This window comes from Altibacter sp. (assembly GCF_019913785.1).
Classification (GTDB): Bacteria; Bacteroidota; Bacteroidia; order Flavobacteriales; family Flavobacteriaceae; genus Altibacter.
The window spans coordinates 76,560-103,182 of the sequence record NZ_JAIOHK010000072.1 but is presented as its reverse complement, the minus strand read 5'-3'; the positions used below and the strand labels follow the sequence as shown (position 1 = coordinate 103,182).

Annotated in this window: 16 protein-coding genes and 1 tRNA gene; 9 read left to right on the top strand and 8 right to left on the bottom strand. The window is 41.2% G+C overall.

Translation table 11 applies throughout. The features are described from left to right. Positions 1-53 precede the first annotated feature (53 nt). Positions 54-2,702 carry a DUF5916 domain-containing protein gene (locus K8F54_RS13025; protein ID WP_290791646.1) on the top strand — a complete coding sequence of 883 codons (2,649 nt, stop codon included), beginning with the start codon at positions 54-56 and terminating at the stop codon, positions 2,700-2,702. Here K8F54_RS13025 and polA read toward each other — a convergent pair. Continuing rightward, positions 2,699-5,554 carry a DNA polymerase I gene (gene polA / locus K8F54_RS13020; RefSeq protein WP_290791644.1) on the bottom strand — a complete coding sequence of 952 codons (2,856 nt, stop codon included), beginning with the start codon at positions 5,552-5,554 and terminating at the stop codon, positions 2,699-2,701. The two genes, K8F54_RS13025 and polA, sit on opposite strands and share 4 nt — an antisense overlap. 99 nt (positions 5,555-5,653) lie before the next feature. Between polA and K8F54_RS13015 the strand changes: the two genes are divergently transcribed. Next, a complete protein-coding gene (locus K8F54_RS13015; protein ID WP_290791642.1) occupies positions 5,654-6,586 on the top strand; it encodes an isoaspartyl peptidase/L-asparaginase in 933 nt (310 codons plus the stop codon). On the opposite strand, the gene K8F54_RS13010 is transcribed toward K8F54_RS13015, so the two are convergent. Beyond that, on the bottom strand, positions 6,574-7,446 hold the full coding sequence (locus K8F54_RS13010; RefSeq protein WP_290791640.1) for a cyanophycinase: 873 nt from the start codon (positions 7,444-7,446) through the stop codon (positions 6,574-6,576). The genes K8F54_RS13015 and K8F54_RS13010 overlap by 13 nt on opposite strands. A gap of 96 nt (positions 7,447-7,542) precedes the next feature. Here K8F54_RS13010 and cphA point away from each other — a divergent pair, with 96 nt between their 5' ends. Continuing rightward, positions 7,543-10,179, top strand: a complete 2,637-nt coding sequence (cphA, locus tag K8F54_RS13005) for a cyanophycin synthetase (protein ID WP_290791638.1) — start codon at positions 7,543-7,545, stop codon at positions 10,177-10,179. Positions 10,180-10,446: 267 nt separating this feature from the next. Here cphA and K8F54_RS13000 read toward each other — a convergent pair whose 3' ends face one another. The 3 genes from K8F54_RS13000 to K8F54_RS12990 are packed head-to-tail and all read right to left on the bottom strand — an operon-like array spanning position 10,447 to position 15,747. Beyond that, entirely contained in the window at positions 10,447-11,766 is a 1,320-nt protein-coding gene (locus K8F54_RS13000) for a sugar MFS transporter (protein ID WP_290791636.1), read from the bottom strand. 5 nt (positions 11,767-11,771) lie between these two features. Next, on the bottom strand, positions 11,772-12,779 hold the full coding sequence (locus K8F54_RS12995) for a N(4)-(beta-N-acetylglucosaminyl)-L-asparaginase (protein WP_290791634.1): 1,008 nt from the start codon (positions 12,777-12,779) through the stop codon (positions 11,772-11,774). A gap of 40 nt (positions 12,780-12,819) precedes the next feature. Further along, on the bottom strand, positions 12,820-15,747 hold the full coding sequence (locus K8F54_RS12990) for a GH92 family glycosyl hydrolase (RefSeq protein WP_290791632.1): 2,928 nt from the start codon (positions 15,745-15,747) through the stop codon (positions 12,820-12,822). 106 nt (positions 15,748-15,853) lie between these two features. Here K8F54_RS12990 and K8F54_RS12985 point away from each other — a divergent pair, with 106 nt between their 5' ends. Beyond that, a complete protein-coding gene (locus K8F54_RS12985) occupies positions 15,854-17,089 on the top strand; it encodes a metallophosphoesterase (RefSeq protein WP_290791630.1) in 1,236 nt (411 codons plus the stop codon). Positions 17,090-17,143: 54 nt separating this feature from the next. Continuing rightward, positions 17,144-17,440, top strand: coding sequence for a thioredoxin family protein (locus tag K8F54_RS12980; RefSeq protein ID WP_290791629.1), 297 nt, complete (start codon positions 17,144-17,146; stop codon positions 17,438-17,440). 2 nt (positions 17,441-17,442) lie between these two features. On the opposite strand, the gene K8F54_RS12975 is transcribed toward K8F54_RS12980, so the two are convergent. Both K8F54_RS12975 and K8F54_RS12970 read right to left on the bottom strand, forming a co-directional pair. Beyond that, complete coding sequence (locus K8F54_RS12975; protein ID WP_290791627.1) at positions 17,443-18,090, bottom strand: polysaccharide deacetylase family protein; 648 nt, start codon at positions 18,088-18,090, stop codon at positions 17,443-17,445. A gap of 6 nt (positions 18,091-18,096) precedes the next feature. Further along, complete coding sequence (locus K8F54_RS12970) at positions 18,097-21,387, bottom strand: DUF2723 domain-containing protein (RefSeq protein ID WP_290791625.1); 3,291 nt, start codon at positions 21,385-21,387, stop codon at positions 18,097-18,099. 183 nt (positions 21,388-21,570) lie between these two features. Here K8F54_RS12970 and K8F54_RS12965 point away from each other — a divergent pair. Beyond that, positions 21,571-21,643, top strand: a tRNA-Gln gene (locus K8F54_RS12965). Positions 21,644-21,894: 251 nt separating this feature from the next. Continuing rightward, positions 21,895-22,500 carry a hypothetical protein gene (locus K8F54_RS12960; RefSeq protein WP_290791623.1) on the top strand — a complete coding sequence of 202 codons (606 nt, stop codon included), beginning with the start codon at positions 21,895-21,897 and terminating at the stop codon, positions 22,498-22,500. A 45-nt stretch (positions 22,501-22,545) separates the two neighbouring features. On the opposite strand, the gene K8F54_RS12955 is transcribed toward K8F54_RS12960, so the two are convergent. After that, on the bottom strand, positions 22,546-23,793 hold the full coding sequence (locus tag K8F54_RS12955) for an NAD(P)/FAD-dependent oxidoreductase (protein ID WP_290791621.1): 1,248 nt from the start codon (positions 23,791-23,793) through the stop codon (positions 22,546-22,548). Positions 23,794-23,917: 124 nt separating this feature from the next. On the opposite strand from K8F54_RS12955, the gene K8F54_RS12950 reads away from it, so the two are divergent. Together K8F54_RS12950 and K8F54_RS12945 are read left to right on the top strand one after the other, a co-directional pair. Continuing rightward, entirely contained in the window at positions 23,918-25,453 is a 1,536-nt protein-coding gene (locus tag K8F54_RS12950; protein WP_290791619.1) for an aromatic amino acid ammonia-lyase, read from the top strand. Between the two features lie 4 nt (positions 25,454-25,457). Next, on the top strand, positions 25,458-26,588 hold the full coding sequence (locus K8F54_RS12945; RefSeq protein WP_290791617.1) for a WG repeat-containing protein: 1,131 nt from the start codon (positions 25,458-25,460) through the stop codon (positions 26,586-26,588). Positions 26,589-26,623: the final 35 nt, after the last annotated feature.

The following is a 26,623-nucleotide window of genomic DNA, read 5'->3' as shown; positions in this document are numbered from 1 at the left end:
CGAACGTGTCACGTTTTTAAGTTGAAGAAGTCTATTTAGTTAAACTAATCACTATGTACCGTCGACTCTCGCTAATACTCTTTCTATTTCCATGTGTCATACTTACAGCATATTCCCAAAATGAAAACACCGCGACTACAGCACAAACACAACCCGAAAGAAAGAGTTATACCACCAAGCCCATCGGGCAAAACACCCCTCCAAAAATAGACGGAATCTTTGACGAAGCTGCTTGGAACCTAGTTGAATGGACAGGCGATTATTTAGAGAACCAGCCCGATAATGGTACTGCCCCCTCCGAACAGACCAAGTTCAAAATTCTATACGACGAAAAGAACCTATACATCGCAGTTCGATGTCAAGATGCCGAACCCAATAAAATTGTAAAACGCCTCTCGAGAAGAGATGGTTTTGAGGGTGATTGGGTAGAATTTAATATTGACAGTTACAATGATGATCGTACCGGCTTTTCTTTCACGATTACTGCTGCCGGTGTAAAAGGAGATGAATTTATTTCAGACAACGGGAACAACTGGGATTCGAGTTGGAACCCAATTTGGTATGCAAAAACACAAGTAGATGCAGAAGGTTGGACGGCCGAGATTCGTATTCCACTGAGTCAGTTGCGCTTTGGCAATGAGGAAGAACAAACTTGGGGTTTACAGTCGACGCGTCGATATTTCAGAAATGAAGAACGTTCGCTATGGCAACATGTTCTGCCTAATTCCCCGGGATGGGTAAGTGAGTTTGGAGAATTAAAAGGATTAGTAGGATTGAAACCTCAAAAGCAATTGGAGATTCAACCTTATGGTCTCACCCAGTTAGACACCTATCCCGAAGAAGCGGGAAATCCGTATAGGGATGGAAGTGATCTTAGTGGGACATTTGGTGTAGATGCCAAAATTGGAATTACCAACGATCTCACTGTAGATCTTACCATCAACCCCGATTTTGGCCAGGTAGATGCAGATCCGGGTGCGATCTCCCTCGATGGATTTGAAATCTTTTTTCAGGAACGGAGGCCATTTTTCGTGGAGAACAAAAATATATTCGACTATCGATTTGCAGGGGACCAGGATAATCTTTTCTTTTCGAGACGCATTGGTCGCAGCCCACAAGGAGGTGCGAGCGGACAGAATATTGCCTATGTCGATCAGCCTATAAATTCTACCATTTTAGGCGCAGCAAAGTTTAGCGGGAAAACAAAGAACGGTTGGTCCTTGGGAATTTTGGAAAGTCTTACGGCAAACGAATTTGCTAAAACAGTTGATGTTAACGGAGCAGAAGGAGAAACACTGGTAGAACCACTTACCAATTATCTAGTTGGAAGAGCGCAGAAGGATTTTAATGACCGAAACTCGTATGTTGGAGGCATCTTTACAGCAGTACATAGAAATATGGATCCAAATAGTTCATTCCTTCACAGCCATGCATTTTCCGGAGGACTCGATTTTAAACACAATTGGAAGGATCGGAAATATTATGTGGAAGGCGATGTGGTTATGAGTACTGTGCGCGGAAGTGCCGAAGCCATTCAAGGAACCCAGACTAGTATTACCCATTTGTTTCAAAGGGTCGATGCGGGACATGTTGAGGTGGATCCCACCAAGACGTTCTTAATGGGGACCGGAGGTATGTTGGAAATTGGAAAAGGAGGAGGGGGAAATTGGCGCTATAATGTAGGAGGAAGCTGGAAATCACCCGAATTGGAATTGAATGACATTGGATTTTTACGGCAAGCTGACCTTATTCAGCAATACTTTAATATTAGAAGGTTATTTAATAAACCAACCAGTTGGTATCGCCAGGCCAATATTGGCTTAAACCAATATTCTACCTACGATTTTGAAGGCAATTACAATCGCATTCAGTACGAATTAAACGGATTTGTAAACTATAAGAATAATATGTGGACTGAGTTTGGTGCTGCACATAAACCCAGAATTTATACGAATACAGTCTTACGTGGAGGCCCAAGATGGCGATGGAGCGACGAAAATTTTTGGTATGTATTCTCCGGCACCGATGATCGGAAAAAATTGAGTATGACCTTGGGATATGTAAATTCTAGAGCTGCCGAAGATAATTTCTCATTGGACCGATACGAAATTAGATTTAGATACCAACCTCTTAATTCCTTAAGTGTTTCGTTGTCAACAGAATTTGAGCAGAATCCCAACAAAACGCAATATGTAACCGAAACTTCATTCAATGGTTCACCGAGATATATTATGGGGGCCATTGATAACGAATCGCTTAGCGCTACCCTTCGGGTGAATTATACAATCAACCCCAATTTAACGATACAGTATTATGGGCAACCGTTTCTTTTCAGAGCAAATTATTCCAACTTCAATTATGTGAATGATCCTATAGCGGAAAAATTGGACGATCGCGTTACCTGGTATGATACAAATCAGATTTCCTTATCTGAGGAATCGTATTTGGTCGATGAAGACCTAGACGGAAAAACAGACTACAGTTTTGGAAAGCCCGATTTTGCCTTTGTACAGTTCCGTTCTAACTTAGTAGTTCGCTGGGAGTATATCCCGGGCTCCGAAATTTTCCTCGTATGGTCACAAGGTGTCACAGGATTAGGCAACCCAGCAGACAGGTTTAGCGCACTAGCCGAAGATCAAATCTTTGGGCAACAGCCGCAAAACACCTTTCTAATTAAGGCGACGTATCGGTTTGTGCTTTAATGGGCTTCCAACCAGTTTTCACCTACACCTAATTCCACCACCAATGGAACGGCAAGCGCGTAGGCTTTTTCCATTTCGTTTTTAATAAGTGTTTTGAGTAGCTCTAATTCGGGTTTATAGATATCGAATACCAATTCATCATGTACCTGCAAAAGCATTTTACTTTTATACTTCCCTTCGGTCATTTTTTGATGAATACGGATCATGGCAATCTTTATAATATCGGCAGCACTTCCTTGGATGGGTGCGTTTACGGCGTTTCGCTCAGCAGCACCGCGAACTACGGCGTTACGTGAATTGATGTCTTTTAAATAACGGCGACGGCCTAATACCGTTTGTACGTAGCCATTGTCTCTGGCAAAATCTACCACTTCGCTCATATAATTCCGAAGTTTCGGATAGGTTTTATAATAGGTGTCTATCAGTTCTTTGGCTTCAGTTCGGGACAGATCGGTTTGATTACTTAGTCCGAAGGCGGATACACCGTAAATAATTCCGAAGTTAACCGTCTTGGCATTGGCACGCTGTTCTCTAGTTACTTCTGAAAGCGGGATATTGAACACCTTGGCCGCGGTTGAAGCATGAATATCTTCACCGTTTTTAAACGCCTGAATCATATTTTCTTCCTCACTCAGCGCAGCAATGATTCGAAGCTCAATTTGTGAGTAGTCCGCTGCTAAGAGGACATAATCCTTATCCCGTGGAATAAACGCCTTCCGGACTTCCCTTCCGCGTTCGGTACGGATTGGGATGTTTTGTAGATTCGGATTATTACTCGCCAATCTGCCCGTGGCGGCAACCGCCTGCATATAGTCGGTATGCACCCTGTTAGTAATAGGCTCAACTTGCAATGGAAGAGCATCTACATAGGTGCTTTTTAGTTTTGCCAGTCCACGGTATTCTAGTACATCTCGGATAATTTTGTGATCCTTTGCCAAATAGGAGAGCACGTCTTCGGCCGTTGAATATTGCCCGGTCTTGGTCTTTTTTGGCTTGTCTATAAGCTTCATTTTGTCGAACAATATTTCACCCAATTGCTTGGGGGAAGCGATATTGAATTGCACTCCGGCAGCCTCATAAATAGCACTTTCCAGAGTGAGAATATCCTTGTCTAATTGTAACGAAAGGCCTTTAAGAAAATCCTCGTCCAAATTGATTCCTTCCAATTCCATATCGGCTAGGACGCGCAACAACGGAATTTCAATCTCATCGAACAATTTTTGGGTATTGGCTTCACTTAATTCTTGCTGAAAATGCTCCTTTAGCTGAAGCGTAATGTCTGCATCTTCTACGGCATATTCCGTCTGTTGTTCTATAGGAACTTCTCGCATGGACAACTGGTTCTTACCTTTTTTACCAATCAATTCAACTATGGATACCGGAGTGTAGTTGAGATACGCTTCAGCCAGGACGTCCATATTGTGCCGCATATCCGGGTTGATGAGGTAGTGCGCTAACATGGTGTCGAATAATTTTCCCTTTACCGAAACTTGGTATTTGGCCAATACCTTGATGTCGTACTTTAAATTCTGACCAATTTTCTCAATATCCTTGGCTTCAAAGAAAGGGCGAAGTAATTCAATAAGTTCCTGAGCTTCCTCCTTCTTTTCAGGAAAGGGAAGGTAAAACCCCTTGCCGGCCTCCCAGGAAAAGGCAATACCGACCAATTCGGCGGTTATGGGGTTCAATCCTGTGGTTTCGGTATCGAAACAAACACTGGATTGTTTCATAAGTTTCTGAATAAACAACTTGGTGCCCATGCCGGGTTGTACCGTTTGATAAAAATGTTCTGTGGTCGAAATGGTGTTTCGGGTATGGGTGACTTTCGCTTCGGCAGTGGGTTCTGCATCTCCGCCAAATAGCGAAAATTGTCCGCTTCCGGCTGTAGTTTTTCCTTGTGTAGGACGGCTCTTATCGGCATCGCTTTTTTCGTTTCCGTTGGAAGAAGATGTCGCTTCTTGACTGCTTTCTTCAGCAAAAGTTTTTAAGAAATTATCGGTAAGTCTCCTAAACTCCAATTCTTGAAAAATTTCCTTCACCCCTTCAATATCTGGCTCAGACATTTCAAAATCCTTTTCATCGAATTCGACCGGAACGTCGAGCAGAATTTTAGCGAGCTCCTTGGAAAGCATCCCCAGTTCTTTTGCGCCTTCTACTTTCTCCCTCATTTTGCCCTTTAATTCGTGGGTATTGGCCAGCAGCCCTTCCATGCTTCCGTATTCCTTAATGAATTTTTTAGCAGTTTTTTCACCCACTCCGGGAAGTCCGGGGATATTATCGGCGCTATCGCCCATCATTCCGAGAAAATCGATCACCTGCAATGGATCGTCAACTTCAAACTTCTCTTTTACTTCTGGAATTCCCCATGTTTCGTAACCTCCGCCAAAAACGGGACGATACATAAAAATATTTTCTGAAACCAATTGGGCAAAATCCTTGTCGGGTGTCACCATAAAGGTCTGATAGCCTTCTTTTTCGGCTTTTTTGGCCAAGGTTCCAATCACGTCGTCTGCTTCATAGCCTTCTTTTACCATGATGGGAATGTGCATGGCTTCCAGAATTCTGCAGATATAGGGAACGGCAATTTTTATCGCTTCGGGTGTTTCGTCGCGGTTGGCCTTATATTCAGAAAACATCTCGTTGCGAACATCACTACCCCCTTTATCAAAACAAACGGCCAAATGATTGGGCCGCTCCCGTTTTATCACATCCAAAAGTGAATTGGTAAACCCCAATATGGCTGAAGTATCCATTCCTTTACTGTTGATTCGAGGGTTTTTGATAAAGGCGTAATACCCTCTAAAAATTAAGGCGTAGGCATCTACGAGAAAAAGTCTTTTTTGTTCGGCCATTTGTAAATTCTATTGAAGTGTATAAAACTACAAAACTTCTCTCGCCAACCGAAATTAATTAAAATGCAATTTGTAATTTTCGCATCTCAATTTTTAATTATGAAGAAATTCTCACTGGCCATTCACGGAGGTGCCGGAACATTAGTAAAAGGATTAATGACTGCCGAATTAGAGACGAATTACAAAGCAGCTTTAGATACAGCTCTGGAAAAGGGTTACGCGATTCTTGAAAAAAGGGGTAGCGCTCTAGATGCTGTTGAAGCAGCCGTAAATTCTTTGGAAGACACCCCGCTGTTCAATGCCGGAAGGGGATCTGTGTTTACCGCTGAAGGAACCCACGAAATGGATGCTGCTATTATGGATGGAAAAAACCTAAAAGCAGGGGCTGTTTCATTGGTCACAGGTATCAAGAACCCAATAACGTTGGCACGTGATGTGATGGAGAAAAGCTACCATGTTTTTTTGGCCGGAGAAGGCGCAATGCAATTTGCGAAAAGCAACGGATACACTATTGAGGATGCCGCTTATTTTTATGACGAGGTACGGTATCAACAGTGGCAAGGGATAAAAGATAGCACGAGCTTTCAATTGGATCACAGCGTGAAGAAAGATGGTAAATTCGGAACCGTAGGCGCTGTGGCCTGCGATCAAGAAGGGAATATTGCTGCGGCGACTTCTACAGGAGGGATGACCAATAAGAAATGGGGGCGGGTTGGAGACAGTCCAATAATTGGAGCCGGAAATTACGCCAACAATAAAACCTGCGCGGTGAGTTGTACGGGAAGTGGCGAGTTCTTTATTCGTGGTGTCGTTGCCTACGATGTTTCCTGTTTGATGGAGTACAAGGGTCTTTCATTACAGGAGGCTGCTTCCGAAGTTATCTACAATCGCATCCTAGAAATAGGTGGTGATGGAGGATTGATTGCTGTTGATGCAAAAGGGAATATTGCGATGCCGTTCAATACCGAAGGAATGTATCGCGCTTTTAAAACTTCTGTTGGGAAAAAAGAAATTTCTATTTACAAAGATTGAGCGTCGGTCACCGGAATTCCAAAGGGAGATACCTTAATTTTTTTCTTTTTAATATCGAAACGATCCCCATTGGCAAGAATATGTGTTTTTAGATTGGTCAACGACATATTGGAGCCTACTACCACTCTGCCTTCGTTGTTGTGTTTCAGTCTTCTAGGATCGAAAAGGATTACCATCCCCGAGCCAATCACCTCTACATTATTGCGATTTTTAATAATGAGACCGGTGTCTTCGGCAAGGCCAATTCCTAGTAATTCAGGAAATTTTGCAACGGCTTCTGCCAAACGCCCGAAACGTCCACGACGGATAAAGTGAGAGTCGATAATAAGATTAGGGATAAAACCCATTCCTTTTCCCATCCCGGTAGCGCCTTTGGTAAAGGCTTCCTTAATACCACCGCCTGTGATCATTTCCGTAGACATACACATAGCTCCGGCACTGGTTCCGGCAATCACAAAATGTTCATTTTTATATCGATCCATCATGATCTCGTGGAGGGTAGTTCCTCCAATGTGTTGTGTAATATTCGATTGGTTTCCTCCCGAAAACATCACACAATCTGCTTTCTTAATAAGCTCGATATTTTTGGGATCTTCAGATTGTTCACGATTTCGAATGTCCATCACCTGCGCATTGGTACATCCTAATTTGTTGAATGCCTGTAAGTAGTTTTCGCCTACCTCTGCAGGAATACTGGATGCTGTTGGCACGATAATGATGGACGCATTGATTCCTCCACTTTCTTTTACCACTCTCGAAAGTATCCCTTCTTGTATGAATTCCAGATGGTAAATTTCACTGATTTCTATTCCTTTGTCTTCGTTTCCTCCTATAGGAATAAGGATGCCTTTTGCTTTCATTCAATACAATTTATTGACGGCAAAAATAGGAGTTTTGTTCTAAAAAAAATTATATATTTATAATCTTTCACTATTGTAAAGATAAACCAACCGAATATGAAAATACGAGAAATAAATGCAATGCGTGGTCCCAATTACTGGTCTGTACGCCGTCACAAACTGATTGTCATGGTATTAGATTTGGAAGAGATGGAAGATCGCCCTTCCGATAAAGTTCCGGGATTTAGCGAAAATTTAAAAGAAATGTTTCCGACGATGTTTTCACATCGTTGTTCGGTGGGTGAGCCTGGTGGTTTTTTTCAACGTGTGGACGAGGGGACTTGGATGGGTCACATAATTGAGCATATTGCACTTGAAATCCAAACATTGGCGGGTATGGATACCGGCTTCGGAAGAACTCGTGACTATGGTGAAAAAGGAGTGTATAATGTAGTCTTTTCGTATATCGAAGAAAATGTGGGACGTTTTGCGGCCGAAGCGGCGGTGCGTATTTGTGAAGCTTTGATCGTTGGAGAAAAATACAATATGGAGGATGATATTCAGAAGATGCGTGAACTTCGGGAAGCAGAACGGTTAGGACCAAGTACCGGGTCTATTGTGGAAGAAGCGGCCAGTAGAGGAATTCCGTGGATTCGATTGAATAAATATTCGCTCTGTCAGTTGGGATATGGTGCCAATCAGAAACGGATTCAGGCGACGGTCACCAGTGAAACTAGTAGCATTGGCGTGGAGATTGCCTGCGATAAGGAAGATACAAAATTCTTACTCGAACAAGCCGAAGTTGAAGTCCCTCGTGGTGACATCATTAGTCGTGAGAGCAGTTTGGAAGAAGCGTGTCGCTATGTTGGATTCCCATTGGTAATTAAGCCTATTGACGGAAATCACGGTCGAGGAATTACCGTAGATATTCAGAATTATGAGGAGGCTGTAGTAGCTTTCCATGCTGCCAAAGAAGTTTCAAGACGGGTTATCGTTGAAAAATTTATCACAGGAGAGGATTATCGTTTACTGGTTATAAATCATGTATTGGTCGCTGCTGCAAAGCGTACGCCGGCTCATGTGATTGGCGATGGAAAATCGACTGTAAAAGAGTTGGTCGACAAGGTGAATGAAGACCCAAGACGTGGGTATGGTCACGAAAATGTGCTTACCATGATCACCATCAACGACCTCACCAGAACCATTTTAAAAGATGCCGGATATACGGAAGATTCGGTCATTCCCGAAGGAGAACGACTTATTTTAAAAGATACGGCCAATTTGAGCACAGGAGGCACCGCCGAGGATGTGACCGATATAGTACACCCTGCAAATGTTTCGATGGTTGAACGGATTTCAAAAATAATCGACCTGGATATCTGCGGAATAGATATTATGACAAGTGATATTAGTCAGCCATTATCCGAAACAGGTGGAGCCGTCCTCGAAGTAAATGCCGGTCCCGGATTTAGGATGCATTTGGCTCCAACTACGGGATTGCCACGAAATGTGGCGGCACCGGTGGTGGATAAATTGTTTCCAAATCATGGAGATACCGGAAGGATTCCAATTATAGCGATTACAGGAACCAATGGTAAAACTACGACCAGTCGTTTAATGGCGCATATGGCAAAAATGAAAGGCTATCGTGTAGGTTATGCCACGAGTGATGGAGTGTATATTCAGAACAGATTATTAATGAAAGGCGATTGTACGGGCCCTGCCAGTGCCGAGTTTGTTTTAAAAGATCCAACCGTCAATTTTGCAGTTTTAGAATGTGCAAGAGGGGGGCTTTTGCGCGCAGGATTGGGCTTTCATAATTGTGATGTTGCTATTGTAACCAATGTGGCGGCAGATCATTTAGGGTTAAAAGGGATTCATACTATTGAACAATTGGCAAAGGTGAAGGGGGTAGTGCCCGAAACGGTATTGCCGGGAGGATATGCTATTTTAAATGCCGATGATGATTTAGTGTACGATATGCGAAGAGGTATCAATTGTAATTTGGCACTGTTCTCCATGGATGAAAACAATCCAAGAATTCAGGCTCTTCAGCGAATGGGGGGTATAACGGCGGTATATGAGCATGGATATGTTACCTTATGTAGGGGTTCTTGGAAGATGCGAATTATGAAGGCTGAAAACATTCCATTGACCTATGGTGGAAAGGCGACTTTTATGATTCAAAATGTGCTGGCAGCTGTACTTGCTGCAAACGTGAGAGGAATAAGTATAGAAGATATGAAGGTGGCGTTGGAAACTTTTATCCCTTCGGCTTCGCAGACACCGGGAAGATTGAATTTATTCGAATTTCAAAATTTTTCAATCCTTTTAGACTATGCCCATAATGCAGCCGGAATGGAGGCCTTAAAAAAGTTTACCGATACGATGGAAGCCACTGTTAAAGTTGGAATTATAGCGGGAGTAGGCGATAGGCGTGAGGAAGACACCAATGCCATTGGAAGTATCGCAGCCGATATGTTTGATGAGATTATAATTCGTCAAGACAAGCGCTTGCGAGGACGAACCGAAGAAGAACTCATTAAAATGTTAAATGATGGTATAAAAATGAGAGACCCTAAGAAGAAAACGACCATTATTCCTTCCGAAAAAGAGGCTATTACCTATGCTGTGAATAATGCCAAGAAAGGGTCTTTGATTATCTTGTGTAGCGATGTAATTCCCGATGCATTGGATTTGGTGCAAAAATTTAAAGAACAAGAGGCGAGCGGAGAAGTAGTTTTTGCGCAATAAGAAGGCCGCTCGCTTCAAAATGAAATTTGTTTTAATGGAAATTATCTTAGCCTGAACCGGAATTGTCAATAGGCCTATTATCACAAAACTTTTAGCAAAAATAGACAATCCTGAATTGTCTAAAATAAGAAAAGCCATCACAGGTGTGATGACTTTTCGCCCCAAATTTGATCGATAACCCAGGTTATCAACCTACTTATGTTTTGCAAAGCTACAAAAATTATTGATTGCAATACTATTTTTAGAAAATTATAAGAAAATGGTTGCTTAGGTAGAGACCCTTAAGGTTCTTGTTTTCAGTTTTTTATACCCAAAAATTAAAATATACCCATAACAAGCTATTAACAAGAACATGGCCAATTTAAAACCCATTTGGTCTGTTAAAAAACCATACAGAGGGGGTATCACAGCCCCACCAACTATAGCCATACACAGTAATCCCGAGGCCTGTGGCTTAAGATCCCCTAGTCCATCAATAGTTAATGTAAAGATGGTAGGGAACATAATCGAATTAAACAAGCCTACTGCTAAAATGGACCACATAGCAACAAGCCCCTGGGTGTTCATGGAAATTAATATCAGAACAACGGCTAAGATGGCAAACACTGCTAAAACTCTAGCAGGGGCTATTATTTTAGTAAGATACGCTCCTATAAATCGCCCCACCATAGCACCACTCCAATAGAAAACCACAAAGGCGCCAACGATTGCTTTGCGATCCATCGAAGCCAAATCACTGTTCAGAATACTTTCAGAAAGCCACTTCATCGTTTCATTTTCGAAAATAACGACTGCCATATTCATATCTAGAAAATAGTTTACCAAATAGCTGCCTATGGCCACTTCGGCCCCAACATACAGAAAGATTCCAGCCACCCCCATTAACACTAGCTTATTGCCTAGTAATTTGGTGTAACCGCCTTTCGGACTTTCTTGCAATACCTTCGGAAGTTTAATAAAGACAAATAGCAGCGCCAACAAGCCAATAAAGGCGGCAATGTATAAAAAAGGGCGTTGTACGGCTCCGGCTTCCGAAAGATAATAGGTGGCCTTTTCGGTTTCCTCAAGCACCGAAATCTCTTCCGAAGTCTTTATAGTATCACTCAGTAAGAACAGGGCACCTACCACAGGAGCAATTGCGGTTCCCAATGAATTAAAAGCTTGCGATAGGTTTAATCTACTGGAAGCACCTTCTTCACTCCCCAAGACCGAAACATAGGGGTTGGCTGCTACTTGCAGGATGGTTATCCCGGCAGCCAATGTGAAATATCCCACTAAGAAAACCCAAAACAAACGGCTCGATGCTGCTGGATAAAAAAGTAAGCAGCCAACGGCCATGGTAACCAAGCCTAAGATGACCCCTTTTTGATAACCAATTCGCGATAACAGAAATCCGGCCGGTACCGAAAACACAAAATAGGCTAGAAAAAAAGCGAATTGTACCAAGCCAGCCTGAAAATAGGAAAGTTCAAAGACATCTTTTAATCTTGGAATCAAACTATCCACCAAAACCGTAATAAAACCCCATAGAAAGAAAAGTACAGTAACTATGATAAAAGCAGAACGGAAGGATTTCTTTTGCGTCATGAAGTTTATTTTTTGTTGTAGAAGTCAGGTTTTTTACTCTCGTTCTTATCGTTTTGATAGGTTGTGGTATAAAATCCATCGTGTATGGAATAGGCACCTGTTTCCCCTTTTTTGTTTACCGCAATATAACCTACCTGAAAATCCTCAAAATTCGGACTCTTTTTTACAATCCTTCCAATGGCTTCCTCACAGGCTTCCTGTGGTGATTTTCCCTGCCGCATGAGCTCAACAATCAAAAAACTACCTACCGTCTTTAATACCTCTTCGCCGAGCCCGGTGGCCGTTGCTCCTCCCACCTCATTATCGATAAATAGTCCGGAACCAATAATGGGAGAGTCGCCCACACGCCCGGCCATCTTGTAGGCAAGGCCACTGGTGGTACAGCCCCCCGAAATATCTCCGTTTTTGTCAATGGCCAACATGCCAATGGTATCGTGGTTTTCGATGTTGATTATGGGTTTGTATTTGGATGTTTTTTTCCATTCCTCCCATGCTTTTTTGGAAGCCTCAGTAAGTAGATTTTCTCTTTTAAAACCTTCCGAAACCGCAAATGCTTCGGCGCCTTTTCCGGCCAAAATCACATGTGGGGTATTCTCCATTACCTTTCGTGCGACCGAAATAGGATGAACGATGTTTTGCATGCAAACCACTGCGCCGTAATTCCCTTCCTTGTTCATTACACAGGCATCCAGCGTTACATTGCCATCACGATCGGGTAAGCCTCCCAGTCCAACCGATTGCCCTTCGGCATTGGCTTCCTCTACCATACAACCCTGTTCGATGGCATCTAAGGCCGATTTGCCTTCTTGTAAGACTTCCCATGCCTTTTCGGTAGATTTTGCGACATTCCAAGTGGCGATCACCATGGGGATCTTTGTCTTCGGGGATATCGTTGTGACTGCATTTTTTTCTGAAGGCATTTCCGAAGTATTTTCTTTACAAGCTATAGCAGCACCCGATACCACGCCGAGACCGGTCAGGGATGCACTTTGAATAAATTTTCTTCGTTTCATAGGAATTAATTTTTGGTTGGAGTATTACTCATGTCATTGTTTATTTTACTTCGATCTCATCCACAAACAGCCAGGCCTTGCCATTGAATGGTGCTCCTAAATGCCATTTGGGAAGATCGCTTAAATTCTTGGCTACAATTTTTATATATCGGGCACTGTATCCTTTCATGCTGAATTGAATTGTCTTTATTTCCGAAACGTCTGAAGGTATTTCGGAAGCGATATGCTGAGCAGGGAGATTCTTATAAAAAGTTGGACTGTCTGAAACATAGCATTCCACCTCCGTAGGATAAAAGATCCAACTGCGCTGGTCTTGCAAGAAGTTGACACTAATAGAATCAATAGGCTGCACCTTGCCAAGATCTACAATCGCTACGAGATCGGTATCCTGATATCCCTGCCAAGCTCCGGTCCTGAAATCTCTGGCCCCTCGAATGCCGTCAATTAGTGCATTGTTGCCGCCACCATTGTATTGGTTGGCATATTCCGTTTGCAGAGTTATGCTCACATTGGGATTAATCTTATAAAACTGAGTGGAAAGTATGCTGCTTTTAAGTCCGTTTATTTCAGCATAGGTTTTTAAATTGCTTTCTTCGGAAATGATAAAAGGTTCGGTATAGCTTTTGAATTCTGAATCATTGATACTGTAAAAAATCTCAGGTCCTTCCGAAGCTACGGCAAGCGCGACGCTGGTTTTATTCTTAAAAGCGACCTCGCCTTCAGCAATAAAAGGAGCAGGTGTGATAAGATACTCCTTAATTTCTGTCACCGGTATTTCGGCATCGGTGGTTCCCCACTTTGAGGGCTGCGAAGTCATTTTAAAAACCAAAACCCCTCCCTCTATAATTTCGTCATGATTAAGGTAACTTCGCTTTAATTCTTTGCCATTTAAGATAGCTGAAGCGATATAAGTATTGGTTTCAGAAATATTTTCGGCAACAACAGTAAACTGTTTTCCGCTTTCCAAATTGATGGTTGCTTTGTCAAACAGAGGTGTTCCAATGATGTATTGATTGCTTCCGGGTGTTACCGGATAAAAGCCTAACGAACTAAACACATACCAGGCACTCATTTGTCCGCAATCTTCATTGCCGCTTATACCATCGGGTTCATTTTTATAAAGAGTGGTTAAAATCTCATGCACTTTTTCCTGTGTTTTGGAAGGCCGATTTACAAAATTGTACAGGTAGGCCATGTGATGGCTGGGTTCGTTCCCATGGGCATATTGCCCTATAAGGCCGGTAATATCAGCCTGATCACGACCCGATGTTTCCGATTTGGCCGAAAATAGCTTGTTCAAATGTTCGTGCAGTTTTTCTTTACCACCCATGAGTTCCATCATTCCAGAAATATCTTGAGGCACATACAAACTGTATTGCCAGGCGTTGGCTTCGGTGTAGTTGAAATTTACTTCATAGGGATCGAAAGGCGAAAACCAGGTATTTCTAAACCGTCCCTGCATAAAGTTGGTTTTTGGATTGAAGCTGTTTTTATAGTATTGGGCTCTTTCAGAAAACAATTTATAATCTTCAGGTTTATTTAGTGCTTTGGCCATTTGGGCGATGGTCCAGTCGTCATAGGCATATTCCAAGGTTTTCGAAACCGATTCGCTTTCGGCTTCCACAGGAATATAGCCCAGTTTTTTATAGGCTTCTAGTCCCAATTTGTCCTGCATAGCACTGTGTTTCATAGCAGCAAAGGCCTTTTCGGAATCATAGTCAGTAATGCCTTTCAAATAGGCATCTGCAATTACGGGAACCGCGTGATAGCCAATCATACAACCTGTGTAATTAGCGGACAAGTCCCAAATAGGCATGATACCGCCTTCGTCGTATTTGGCTAAAAAAGTATTGATGAAATCGTTGGTTCGTTCTTGCTCGATAATCGTATACAATGGATGAGCCGCTCTATAGGTATCCCAAAGTGAAAAGACGGTGTAATAGTCAAACTCGTTTGTTTGATGAATTTCCAAATCCATTCCACGATAGCGACCATCTACATCCTGATAGAGGTTTGGAGCAATCATGGTATGGTACAGTGCGGTATAAAAATTGGTTTTATGGTCATTGTCAGTACTTTCAATAACTATTTTTTCGAGTTGTTTTTCCCACGCGTCTTCCGCCGAAGCTTTAATTTCTTCAAAAGAGCGATTCCCAATTTCGGCTTCCAAATTCTTTTTCGCACCGGCCTCATCAACTGCAGAGATACCAATACGTACCGTCACCGGTTCATTATTCGGGTTGATAAACGTATAACCAGCCATACGAGTTCTTCTATCGGGATCCCTGTGGAAATGAGTTGGGATGTCAATAGGATGGGAAAACTTCATATAGAAGTAAAGTCGTTGGTCTTCGGTCCAGGCTTTTGAAAATCGATAGCCACTGACTTCATATTTGGAAATTTCTCGCACGTTTATGTCTAAGATCATATCGCGGTGTTCCAGGTCAAGGATAAGATGTTGATTTTCGGAAGCGGGGTAGGTGTATTTATGGATTCCGGCGCGTGGGGTTACTGTAAGTTCTACGTCAATATTCGTAGCATCCAAATGTACCTTGTAGTATCCGGGTGAGGCCTTTTCATTGTCGTGAGAAAAATGCGCCCGATATCCTTTTCTTCCGTCAGCTCCGTTGTTAAAAATCAAGGTGTCGGTAGGCATCAGCAATATATCGCCATAGTCACTTACCCCTGTACCGCTGAGGTGCGTATGAGAAAACCCGTAAATATATGAATCGCTATAATGGTAGCCGCTGCAACCATCCCAACCGTCCAAACGTGTGTCCGGACTCAGTTGCATCATTCCAAACGGCATGGTAGCTCCGGGATACGTATGGCCATGTCCGCCCGTTCCAATAAAGGGATTGACGTAGGATATAAGGCTTTTACCTTTTTTGGCAGGTGTAACAGAAACCGGTTCTGAACAACTAATGAGTAACACCAAAAGTAAAGTGAAAAAGTAGAAGTTTTTCATGAAGTCTTTATAAGTTGAAAAGATACTAAAAACAGTTAAAAAAAAGTGAATGTCTGTTTCAACTTTTTGAAAGGTGGTATCTTTAAAAATTCTCTAAATCAGCACCATGCTCCGTTGGATCATCTTTATTGTAATTTATATATTAATTGATTTGTATGCCTTTCAGGCATTAAAAACAGTAACCAAGAACCCTTGGATACAATGGGTGTATGCAATAGTTTCGGTCGCCGTACTTTTGGTGTTTATCTATCAGTTAAATTACGGCGTATCCACACGTACCATGACCCCGGATAGAATGTATGTATTTGGGCTCTTCTTGGCGATCTTTATTCCGAAGTTATTACTTATCATTTTTATGTTTGGCGAGGATATCATGCGTTTGTTTGTTGGCTTATTTTCTAAAATGGGAATAGCAGGTAATAACGAAGGCTTTTACATCCCCTCCCGTAGAAAGTTTATTAGCGCGATTGCTTTAGGCATTGCTGCCATCCCATTCACATCGTTGCTGTACGGCATGTACAAGGGAAAGTACAATTACAAAGTTTTAAAGTATACCTTAGAGTTTGATGATTTACCCGAAGCGTTCGATGGGTATCGTATTTCGCAAATAAGCGATATTCATAGTGGGAGTTTTGACAATGTTAAAAAGGTACAATATGCAGTTGATCTGGTGAATGAGCAGGCAAGCGATGTCATTTTGTTTACAGGAGATCTGGTCAATAATTCAACGGAAGAAATGCACGATTGGAAAGAAATTTTCGCTTCTTTAAAGGCAAAGGATGGTGTGTATTCGGTACTGGGGAATCACGACTATGGTGACTATGTGCAGTGGAATTCAGAAACTGCCAAAAATCAGAATCTTGACAATTTAAAAACACTTCAGCAGGAAATGGGCTGGGATTTATTGCTGAATGAACATCGGTTTATAGAAAAGGACGGACAGCGTATTGCGTTGGTTGGTGTAGAGAATTGGGGAGCCGGCGGCTTCAAAAAGGCAGGAGATCTAAACCGGGCTATTCGGGGTGTAGCACAGGAAGATTTTAAGATTCTAATGAGTCATGATCCATCACATTGGCAGGCACAGGTAAAGGAGGATGATCGTAATTTTCAGTTGACATTAAGCGGGCATACGCATGGGATGCAGTTCGGGATTGAGATTCCTGGCTGGTTTAAATGGAGTCCTGTTAAATATAGATATGAGAATTGGGCCGGAATCTATGAGGAATTTGGACGATATATCAATGTAAATAGGGGATTTGGCTATATTGGCTACCCTGGGCGCGTAGGAATTTGGCCTGAAATTACAGTGATTCAGCTTAAAAAACGGTTGCATAAGGCTTAATTTAAGGGAAATGCTATATTTGTAATACAATTGTTCAAGTAACACTTTAGATAGATGTCAAAATTTGGGGAATTAATTGAGACTCGAGTACCCGTTCTGTTGGACTTTTATGCTGAATGGGATGAGGCGTGCAAAGGAATGCATCCTGTACTTAGAGACGTGGCGGCCGCTTTAGGTGATAAAGCCCGTGTCATCAAGATAGACGTTGAAAAAAACAAAGAACTAGCCGAAGCACTTCGCGTAAAAGGCTTACCCACCCTAATGATCTACAAGAACGGCGAAATGAAGTGGCGCCAAAGTGGAGAACAAGATGCAAATACCTTGATCGGACTTGTAAAGGAGTTTGTCTAATTTCATAGAATAGGTTTGCAATTCCATTTTTTTTCTGCTAAAAATTCTAGCACTTTTGGTAGTGCGTATCGAAGGTTTTTTTCTGCTTTTAAACTATCGTGAAATATTAGAATGCTGCCTGGCCGGATATTTTTTATCACATTCTGAAGACATTTCTCTTCCGAAATCCTAGTGTCGAAATCTGCACTCAATACATCCCACATAATGATTTTATACCCCTGTTGCTGAAGTAATTTAGCCTGTTTTGAAGTGAGTTTTCCATACGGAGGACGGAATAGCATGTTGGATTTTTGGCTATTAGGAAGATTGGACTGTATCGTTTCTTCCGCTTTTAGGACATTTTGCACATAGGCTGAAGCCTCGGTTTTACTGCCGTTTATATGATGGCAGGTATGGTTTCCAACGGAATGCCCTTCAGCAATTATTTGTTGAAAGATACTTGGGTATTTGTTAATGTTGTCCCCTATACAAAAGAAAGTGGCATGGGCGTTGTGTTTTTTTAATTCGGAAAGCACCCAAGGCGTGACTTCAGGGATAGGGCCATCATCGAAAGTAAGATATACCGTATCTGTATTACTGGAAAATGCCCAAATTCGCTTTGGGAACAACCACTGAACGAATTTGGGCATTTTTACCAGATAAGGCTTCATATTCTTTTAGTTTTCGGCTTCGATGGCATCTAGTACGGCCGAATCTAATAGCGTCTGCAACGTATCTTGAACCGGTGCATTTTTGTTTACGTCTATTCCTTCACTCTCCTTGTAAAAGTGACGGAACAACTTGATGTAATCATTGAACTTGGCGGCTTCCTTTTTTGCGTATGCTTCGGAATCCATAACGATGAGAATATCGACGAGGCTTCGGTAGCGCTCCATATTACTAATAATCTCATCGGCTATGGTGTATTGGCGTTGTACTTTCATTCCGCTGAAATACACCAAATTTTCCTGATATTTCTTTGCAACCGATTCGTATACTTCTCGCGCTTTATCTTTTTTGTCTATTTCGAAATAGCCCAGTACAAAAGGTTCGAGCAGGGAGTAATATTCAAAATAATCTACCGGCATTTTTTCCATGGCCAAATCGAGTACTTTTTCTGCTTTCTCCAATTTGCCTTCGTTGATCAGAGCTTCGGCCAAACGAGCGAGATTACTTCTATAGGTTATTCCGTTTCGGCGTGTTTCTGTATCGTGGTAAATATCGGGACTACCGCTATTGCCCCAATCCCAACGCATTACAATATCGTACATCTTATCGCTATCAATACGTCCCATATCGAATGGATTTCGCTTGTCTACCTTAGTTCTAATAGGAACCAATTTATAAACCACTCCGTCCAATTGCAGGTAATCCTTCATCCATAAATAATCGTCGTCGCCAAAAGCGCCGCCGCTAAAATAAATAGGACGCTCCCAATTGTTGTTGGCTACTACATCCAACATCATCATGCGGTTTTTATAAATTACCTCTCCTTTTAATTCAATATCAATATATGGAACAATAAGGTCTGCATCTTTCTGAGCCACGATACCATTGCGCAATACGGCTTCCTTATCGACAGGAATGCGAATTATCTTTGATGGAAAAGTATTGGCCATATGGCCGCTCTGCAGCTCAACCTGAGTGGCGGGACTATCATCGGCTACCCAATTCATCCATGTTTTTATGTCTATGGTGTCTTGTTTCGTCTCTTGGAAAAAAAGGAAATCTCGAGATCCAAACTTGTATTTGTCATGCGTAAGTTGCGAGGGAATAGGGTCGCTTGTAAACGCTTTCTTTTTCATATCGTCAATGTACCAATCTGTCTGGAAAAGGCTCGTATTTACAATACGGACATCCTGTCTATAACCCTCGATATTTTGAGCGTACCAAAGCGCAAATGTATCATTGTCGCCTATTGTAAACAGAATTGCATTTTCATCACAACTATCCAAATACATTCTACCCATGCTCTGTGCGGTATATCTCCCAGAACGGTCGTGATCGTCCCAATTTTGTGTAGCTAATAGCACCGGTGCTGCAAGGGTAGTCGCCGCTAAAACTATTGGAATTGCCAATTTGGGTTTAATATATTCTTTGAGAACTTCATAAAGGGCAAAAACACCAAATCCAATCCATATGGCGAATACATAGAAGGATCCTACCAGAGCATAATCACGTTCACGAGGTTCAAAAGGCCTTTCGTTGAGATAGACTTTTAATGCCAAACCGGTAAACAGGAAAAACACCAGAAGCACCCAAAAGCTTTTCTTGTCGTTTTTGGCGTGAAAGACCAATCCTAAAATACCTAGAATAAGGGGGAGGAAGTAATAAGTATTCCTCGCTTTGTTGTTTTTCATATCACTGGATAGATTGTCTTGTGAGCCCAAACGCATTTCGTCTACAAAATCAATTCCACTGAGCCAATTGCCGTGTAAGTCGGTATACTGTCCTTGGACATCGTCCTGTCGTCCGGTAAAGTTCCACATAAAATAGCGCCAATACATATACCCAAATTGGTATTCGAACATAAAGCTGATATTCTGCCAAAAGGAAGGTTTTTCAATATCGAGAAAGGGACTAAAATCTTTTAAAAACGAATTGTAATCGTCCCCATCCACAAGTCCTTGGGCATTCGCTTCTTTAAAGGCTTTCACCTCGTCGACCAATCGCTGTTCTCCCCTGTATTCTCTTTTGATGCTGAAGTTGAGACCATTGGTGAATTCCAAATAGTTTGCATTGTGTTCCAGACTCCACATTCTGGGGAGGAATGCCTTTTGAGAATCATCTGTATTCTGACTCGCATTCTTATAATTGTTTACGATGACATATTTACCGGCTTTCTCGTCTTTCTCGTATTTAGGCTTATCGTCTTTATACGGGTTGGTAGGATCGAGACCGACAAATGTTTCCGTAAAAAGGGGGCCGTAGAATAAATGCGTTTCGGGGTATTGTTCCCGGTTGTAATACGCCAATAATTCACGGGCGTTGTTTGGGTTGTTTTCGTTAATAACTGTTCCGGCATTCGCGCGAATGGGCAACATTAACCAGCTGGAAAACCCAATAAAAATAAACAAGACGCACAATAGCAGCGTATTAAATTGGGTATATCCTTTTTTCTGAGTATATCTAAGTCCGAAGTAGAATAATGCGATAAAAATAAGTCCGGCAATAATGGTGCCCGAATTAAAAGGCATTCCCATGCTGTTGACGAAGAACAATTCGGAACCACTAAAGAACTTCATGGTCATTGGCAATAGCAGCTTGAATATGAAAAGTAAAATGGCAACGACAACGACATTGGCAATAATAAAATTCTTAACGGTAATTTCTTTGTAATTCTTGAAAAAATAGAGAAATCCTATAGCAGGAATGGTGAGTAGACCCAAGAAGTGAACTCCAAACGAGAGTCCAATTAAAAAGGCGATCAATATAATCCATCGATTTCCGCGGGGCGTATTCATTTCGCGTTCCCAGCGCAGTCCGCAATAAAACAAGGCGGACATAATAAAGGCGGCGGCAGCATAAACTTCGGCTTCTACGGCATTGAACCAAAAACTATCGGTAAAAGCAAAGGCAAGAGAGCCTACGACAGCACTTCCTAACAAGGCAATAGCACTGTGTTTTGAAATCTCCTCATTCTTGGCGATGACATTCCGAAGCAATAAGGTCAACGACCAAAACATAAATAAAATGGTAAACGCACTGGCAAAAACCGACATAAGGTTAATGGTCAAGGCAATGCTGCTGGCTTCCAAGGCAAAAATGGAAAAGAAGGCTCCCAGAAGTTGATAAAGAGGTGCTCCCGGAGGGTGTCCTACTTCAAGATTACTCGCAGTAGTTATGTATTCGCCGGCATCCCAAAAACTTGCGGTGGGCTCTACGGTGAGCCAATAAGTAATTAGAGCTACAAGAAAGACCGACCATCCTAAAATATTATTCCATTTACTGAAGTTGAAGGAATCCATAAACGCGTGCTATTTTATTTGGGACGAATTTACTAATAATATGTATAGTTCCCATATATCAATTAAGCATAACGTGGTTTTATTGAGACTTATTTTGAGTTACTTTTCGGAAAAACACTTTTTTTGATAAAAATCTTTGTACAAGCCAAAGTTTGTACTAAATTTGCGCCCACATTAAGGTAATGGCCTATGGTGTAACTGGCAACACGTCTGGTTTTGGTCCAGAAGAGTCTAGGTTCGAGCCCTAGTAGGCCAACTAAATGTAAAATCCCAATCTCAAAAGAGGTTGGGATTTTCTTTTTTGAGAATTTTGTAGGGCGAGAAGTTTATCCTGAGCGATGCCGAAGGGAGCCCTAGTAGGCCAACTAAATGTAAAACCATAATCTTAAATGAGCTTAGAAGTTATTGTTTTTTGGGTATTAATTTTCTAAATTGATAAGGTAATAAAGGGGAGTTCCCATATAATTTTTTTAAGTTTGAATACGTAAAAACCTTAACACTTAAGATATGAAAAGACAACTAACGCTTATTTTAGCAATTGCATGTACGGCTTTTGTTTATGCTCAGAAAGTTAAGATTACCCAAGGCAGTTATGCTGCTTTAAAAGGTATTTCTGCTTATAATTTGGAATTTGATTATTCAAATGTGCAAATTCCCAAATATGACTCTGAAGAAGATTTTCTAAAAGATAAAATGGCCAAGCGAGATGAAAAAGAACCTGGAACGGGAGATAGGTTTAAGGCATCTTGGTTTTCAGATCGCGAGGAACGCTACGAACCAAAGTATATTGAGTCTTTTAACAAGCGATTTGATAATGGACAAATTAAGGTGGGAGCCGATTTACCCGAAGCGGAATATACTATGAAAATTCATACTACCATGATGTGGGCAGGCTATAACGTTGGTATAGTTCGAAAAAACGCTAAAATAGAAGCTACTGTCTCGGTGTTTAAAACCAGCGACCCTGCTTCGGTACTATTTTCTGCAAATTATACAAAAGTTGAAGGAGGTGGAGCCATGGGGTACGATTTCGATTCAGGTTATAGGATTTCAGAAGCCTACGCAAAACTGGCAAAGAAGGTGGCGGCAGATATTAAGAAAAAAGCAAAATAGACGCATATAAAATAAAAAAGGGGCTTTCAAAGCCCCCTTTTTTATTTACTCTTTTTTTTCATTTTCCAAATCAATAATATGTGCGACCGTTTTTAAAAGGCGGTTGTGGTTTTTTATGAAGGGATTGGTTTTATCCCAAACATAGCCTGCTAAAACAGCGCATATCTGACTTTTAATCTCCGGGTTTTCAGGTCGGTGAAAGAAGATTTTCTGAAGATTTCCGGCGTACCATTCCTCTACGTACGTGGTAAAAACATTTACCCCCTCTTTTATGTAGTCTGAGTATTCTGTTTCCCAGTTTACGGTTTCACCACGAAGCTCTTTTGCAATTAATTTGGCCGATAGCAATCCCGATTCGGTAGCAAAAGTAACACCCGAGGAAAAAATAGGATCTAGAAATTCGGAACTGTTACCGGTAAGCGTAAATCCTTTTCCGTAGAGTTTTTTAACAGATTTAGAGTAGTTTTTTATTTCAAGAGGATCAAAAAGATAATCTTCTCCATAGAAACGATCGTAATAATAGCTGGAAAGCTTCATCATTTCTTTTAGTTTTTCTGAAGTAGTTCCCGAGTATTGTTCAAAAAGTGCGGTGGGTCCAACAAACCCAATACTTGTTACTCCATTCGAAAAGGGGATCACCCATAACCAAACATGGTCCTTCACCACGTCGAAAGTAATAAGTGTTCCTTCCCTTCCTTCAGGTCTTTTGCTTTCCTTAACATGAGTAAAAATAGAAGAATGCAATGGCAGGGCGGACGGTTTGTCTAAATCTAGCAAACGTGGTAGTACCCTTCCGTAGCCGCTGGAATCTACAATATACTTGGCAGAAATTATTTGCGTGTTTCCGTCTTTGTCCTTCACCGTAGTTTTTGAAGTCCCGTTGTCTGCAAATGCAACATCCACGACTTCATTTTCAAATGAAATAGGAACCCCTTTTTTAATCAATTCATTGCTAAGTGTATTGTCAAAATCGGCACGGGGAACCTGCCAGGTCCAATCCCATCCTTCAGAGTGTTTTTTGCTAAAATCAAAATCACATACAACGTTGTTTTTCAAAAAGCGGGCACCTCTTTTAACTTCAAAATTCTGCTCTTTTAAGCAATCTAAGAGGCCAACTTCATCAAAATGATCCATACAACGGGGCAATAAACTTTCTCCAATCACAAATCTTGGAAATATACTTTTCTCAATCACCCTAACCGAAAATCCCTTTTGGTGAAGGTAAGATGCTGCAACACAGCCAGATGGGCCGGCGCCAATTATTAATACGTCGATGTTGTTGTCTTTCTTCATAGCTTACTTTACATTGATTTATATATTTGGTGTATAGCTACTTAAAATTATTAAATTTGCATTCAATATAGCAATTTTTATTCGAGGGTTAAATTAGTAGTCATTTAAAGTTATTCTAAATTAGATGTTGACAATTAAAGGGGAGTTAGGTGTTACAGATTTTTACGATGTTGTATTTAAAGATGAATCGATACAAATTGCCAATGAAGTTATGGATACGGTTCAGAAAAGCTTTGATTTTTTAAAAGAATTTTCTGAAAATAAGATTATTTATGGGGTCAATACAGGATTTGGTCCAATGGCTCAGTATAAAATAAAAGATTCTCAACGAATTGAACTTCAGTACAACTTAATTCGCAGTCATTCCTCAGGTACCGGAAATCCAATTCCAACCATGTATGTTAAATCGGCAATGCTGGCCAGACTGAATACATTGAGTTTGGGTCATTCGGGGGTACACAGTTCGGTGATCGAATTAATGACTTCATTGATTAACAGAAATATTACTCCGGTTATCTATGAACATGGTGGAGTAGGTGCCAGTGGTGATTTGGTGCAATTGGCACATATGGCGCTGGTATTAATAGGAGAAGGTGAGGTTAACTATCAAGGAGAGAAAAGAAATACCAAAGAGGTTTTTGAGAAGGAAGGTCTTAAGCCAATTAAAGTAGCCCTACGCGAAGGACTGGCAATTATGAATGGCACTTCGGTAATGACGGGAATTGGTGTAGTAAATACAATTTATACTAGGAGACTCCTCAATTGGATGATTAGTTGTTCTTCGGCTATCAATGAGATAGTAGAAGCGTATGACGATCATTTGTCGGAAGATTTAAACAATACTAAAAAGCATTCTGGACAGCGACTAATTGCTGCATCTATGCGCTCGCATTTAAAAGATAGTTCCCTTACCAGGAAACGAGCACATCATTTGTACAATAGCAATAATGGTAATGATACGGTTACTGTTTTTGAGGAAAAAGTACAGGAATACTATTCCTTGCGTTGTGTTCCACAAATCTTAGGTCCGGTGCTTGACACACTCAATAATGTAGAAAAAATATTAATTGAAGAGGTAAATTCGGCCAATGACAATCCCATTGTAAATGTTGAAAAAAAGCATGTCTATCACGGTGGTAATTTTCACGGAGATTATGTATCTTTAGAGATGGATAAGCTTAAGATTGTCGTTGCCAAAATGAGTATGCTGGCAGAACGGCAATTAAACTATCTGCTTAATTCAAAATTGAACGATATCTTACCCCCATTCGTAAATTTGGGTACGCTGGGTTTAAATTTTGGAATGCAGGGAGTTCAGTTTACTGCGACGTCCACCACCGCAGAAAATCAAATGCTTTCCAACCCAATGTATGTTCATAGTATCCCCAATAATAATGACAATCAGGACATTGTGAGTATGGGAACTAATGCGGCCCTGATTACAAAAAAGGTAATTGAAAATGCTTTTGAAGTCGTAGCCATCGAATTGATCACAATTGTTCAAGCTATTGAATATTTAGAAGTCCAAAATAAGGTATCGTCTAAGACAAAGAAAATGTTTGATGAAATTCGAAAAATAGTACCCGTTTTTACCCAAGATGTTGTCATGTATCCTTTTGTAAACAATGTAAAAGAACATATAATTAACTCTGAAGATTAAAATTATGAAAAAGGTACTTCTCTTCGCGCTTGGCCTTCTGGCCAACTCTGGATTTATTAATGCCCAAGAATTGGCTTTAGTAAGGGACAATGACAAATTTGGTTATATCGACACGTCTGGCTCTATGGTAATTTCGCCACAGTTTGAGAAGGCGGGTGATTTTAAGGAAGGTTATGCTGCCGCCTTTCAGGATAAGAAATGGGGGTTTATTGACAGTTCGGGTAAATGGGTTATTCAACCCATCTATGAAAGGGTAAAGGAATTTAATTCGGGGTATGCACTCGTATTGAACGACGACGACCAATGGAACTATATCGCCCCTTCAGGGACTGTATTAAGCACCCCGGTACAAGATAAATTCTATGACTTCGATAATGGAGTTGCATTTTACAGGGTTGGTGAGAAGATTGGACTTATTGGAACCAATGGGAAGGTAGTCCTTGAGCCTAGCTATGATGTCATCAAACCATTCGTTAACGGATACGCAAGAGTTAGAAATGGGGATCAATGGGGTATGATAAGTAAAGCGGGTAGTGTTTACATACCGGTGGAGTATTCCGAACTAAGCGATTATAGCAGCAAAGCCATTTGGGCGGCGAAAGGTGAGTCATTCGGAATTGTCGCAAAAGGGAATTTTACTGTTGTAGAAAACACCGATAAAATCTGGGATTTCACCGAAGATTCCAATTTAACCTATGCCCGCAGAGATAAACAAATTGGGTTTATCAACACTAAGGGTGAATGGGTGATTCAGCCAACATTCGATAAGGCAAGAGCATTCAATAATGGCTTGGCACCAGTTGCAAAAGGTAAAAAATGGGGTTATATAAATGAAAAAGGAGAGGAAGTTGTTCCTTTTAACTATAGAGATGCCGAAACTTTTTCATCGGATGGTTTGGCACCTGTGAAAGAAAGTAAATTGTGGGGATTTATTGATACCAAAGGGAAAATGGTGATTCCTGCGCAATACGAAATCACAGCAGGTGGATTGTCACTTTTTAGCAAGGATAACTTAAAAGGGTTTAGAAACGGAGTGGCTCGTGTGAAGTATAAAAAATTATGGGGTTTTATAAATAAGAGTGGAGATCCCATAGGTGGAAAATGGTATCAAAACGCAGAAAACTTCTCGAAATAAAAATAATTTTGGAAGTATTCGCACCTAAGCATATA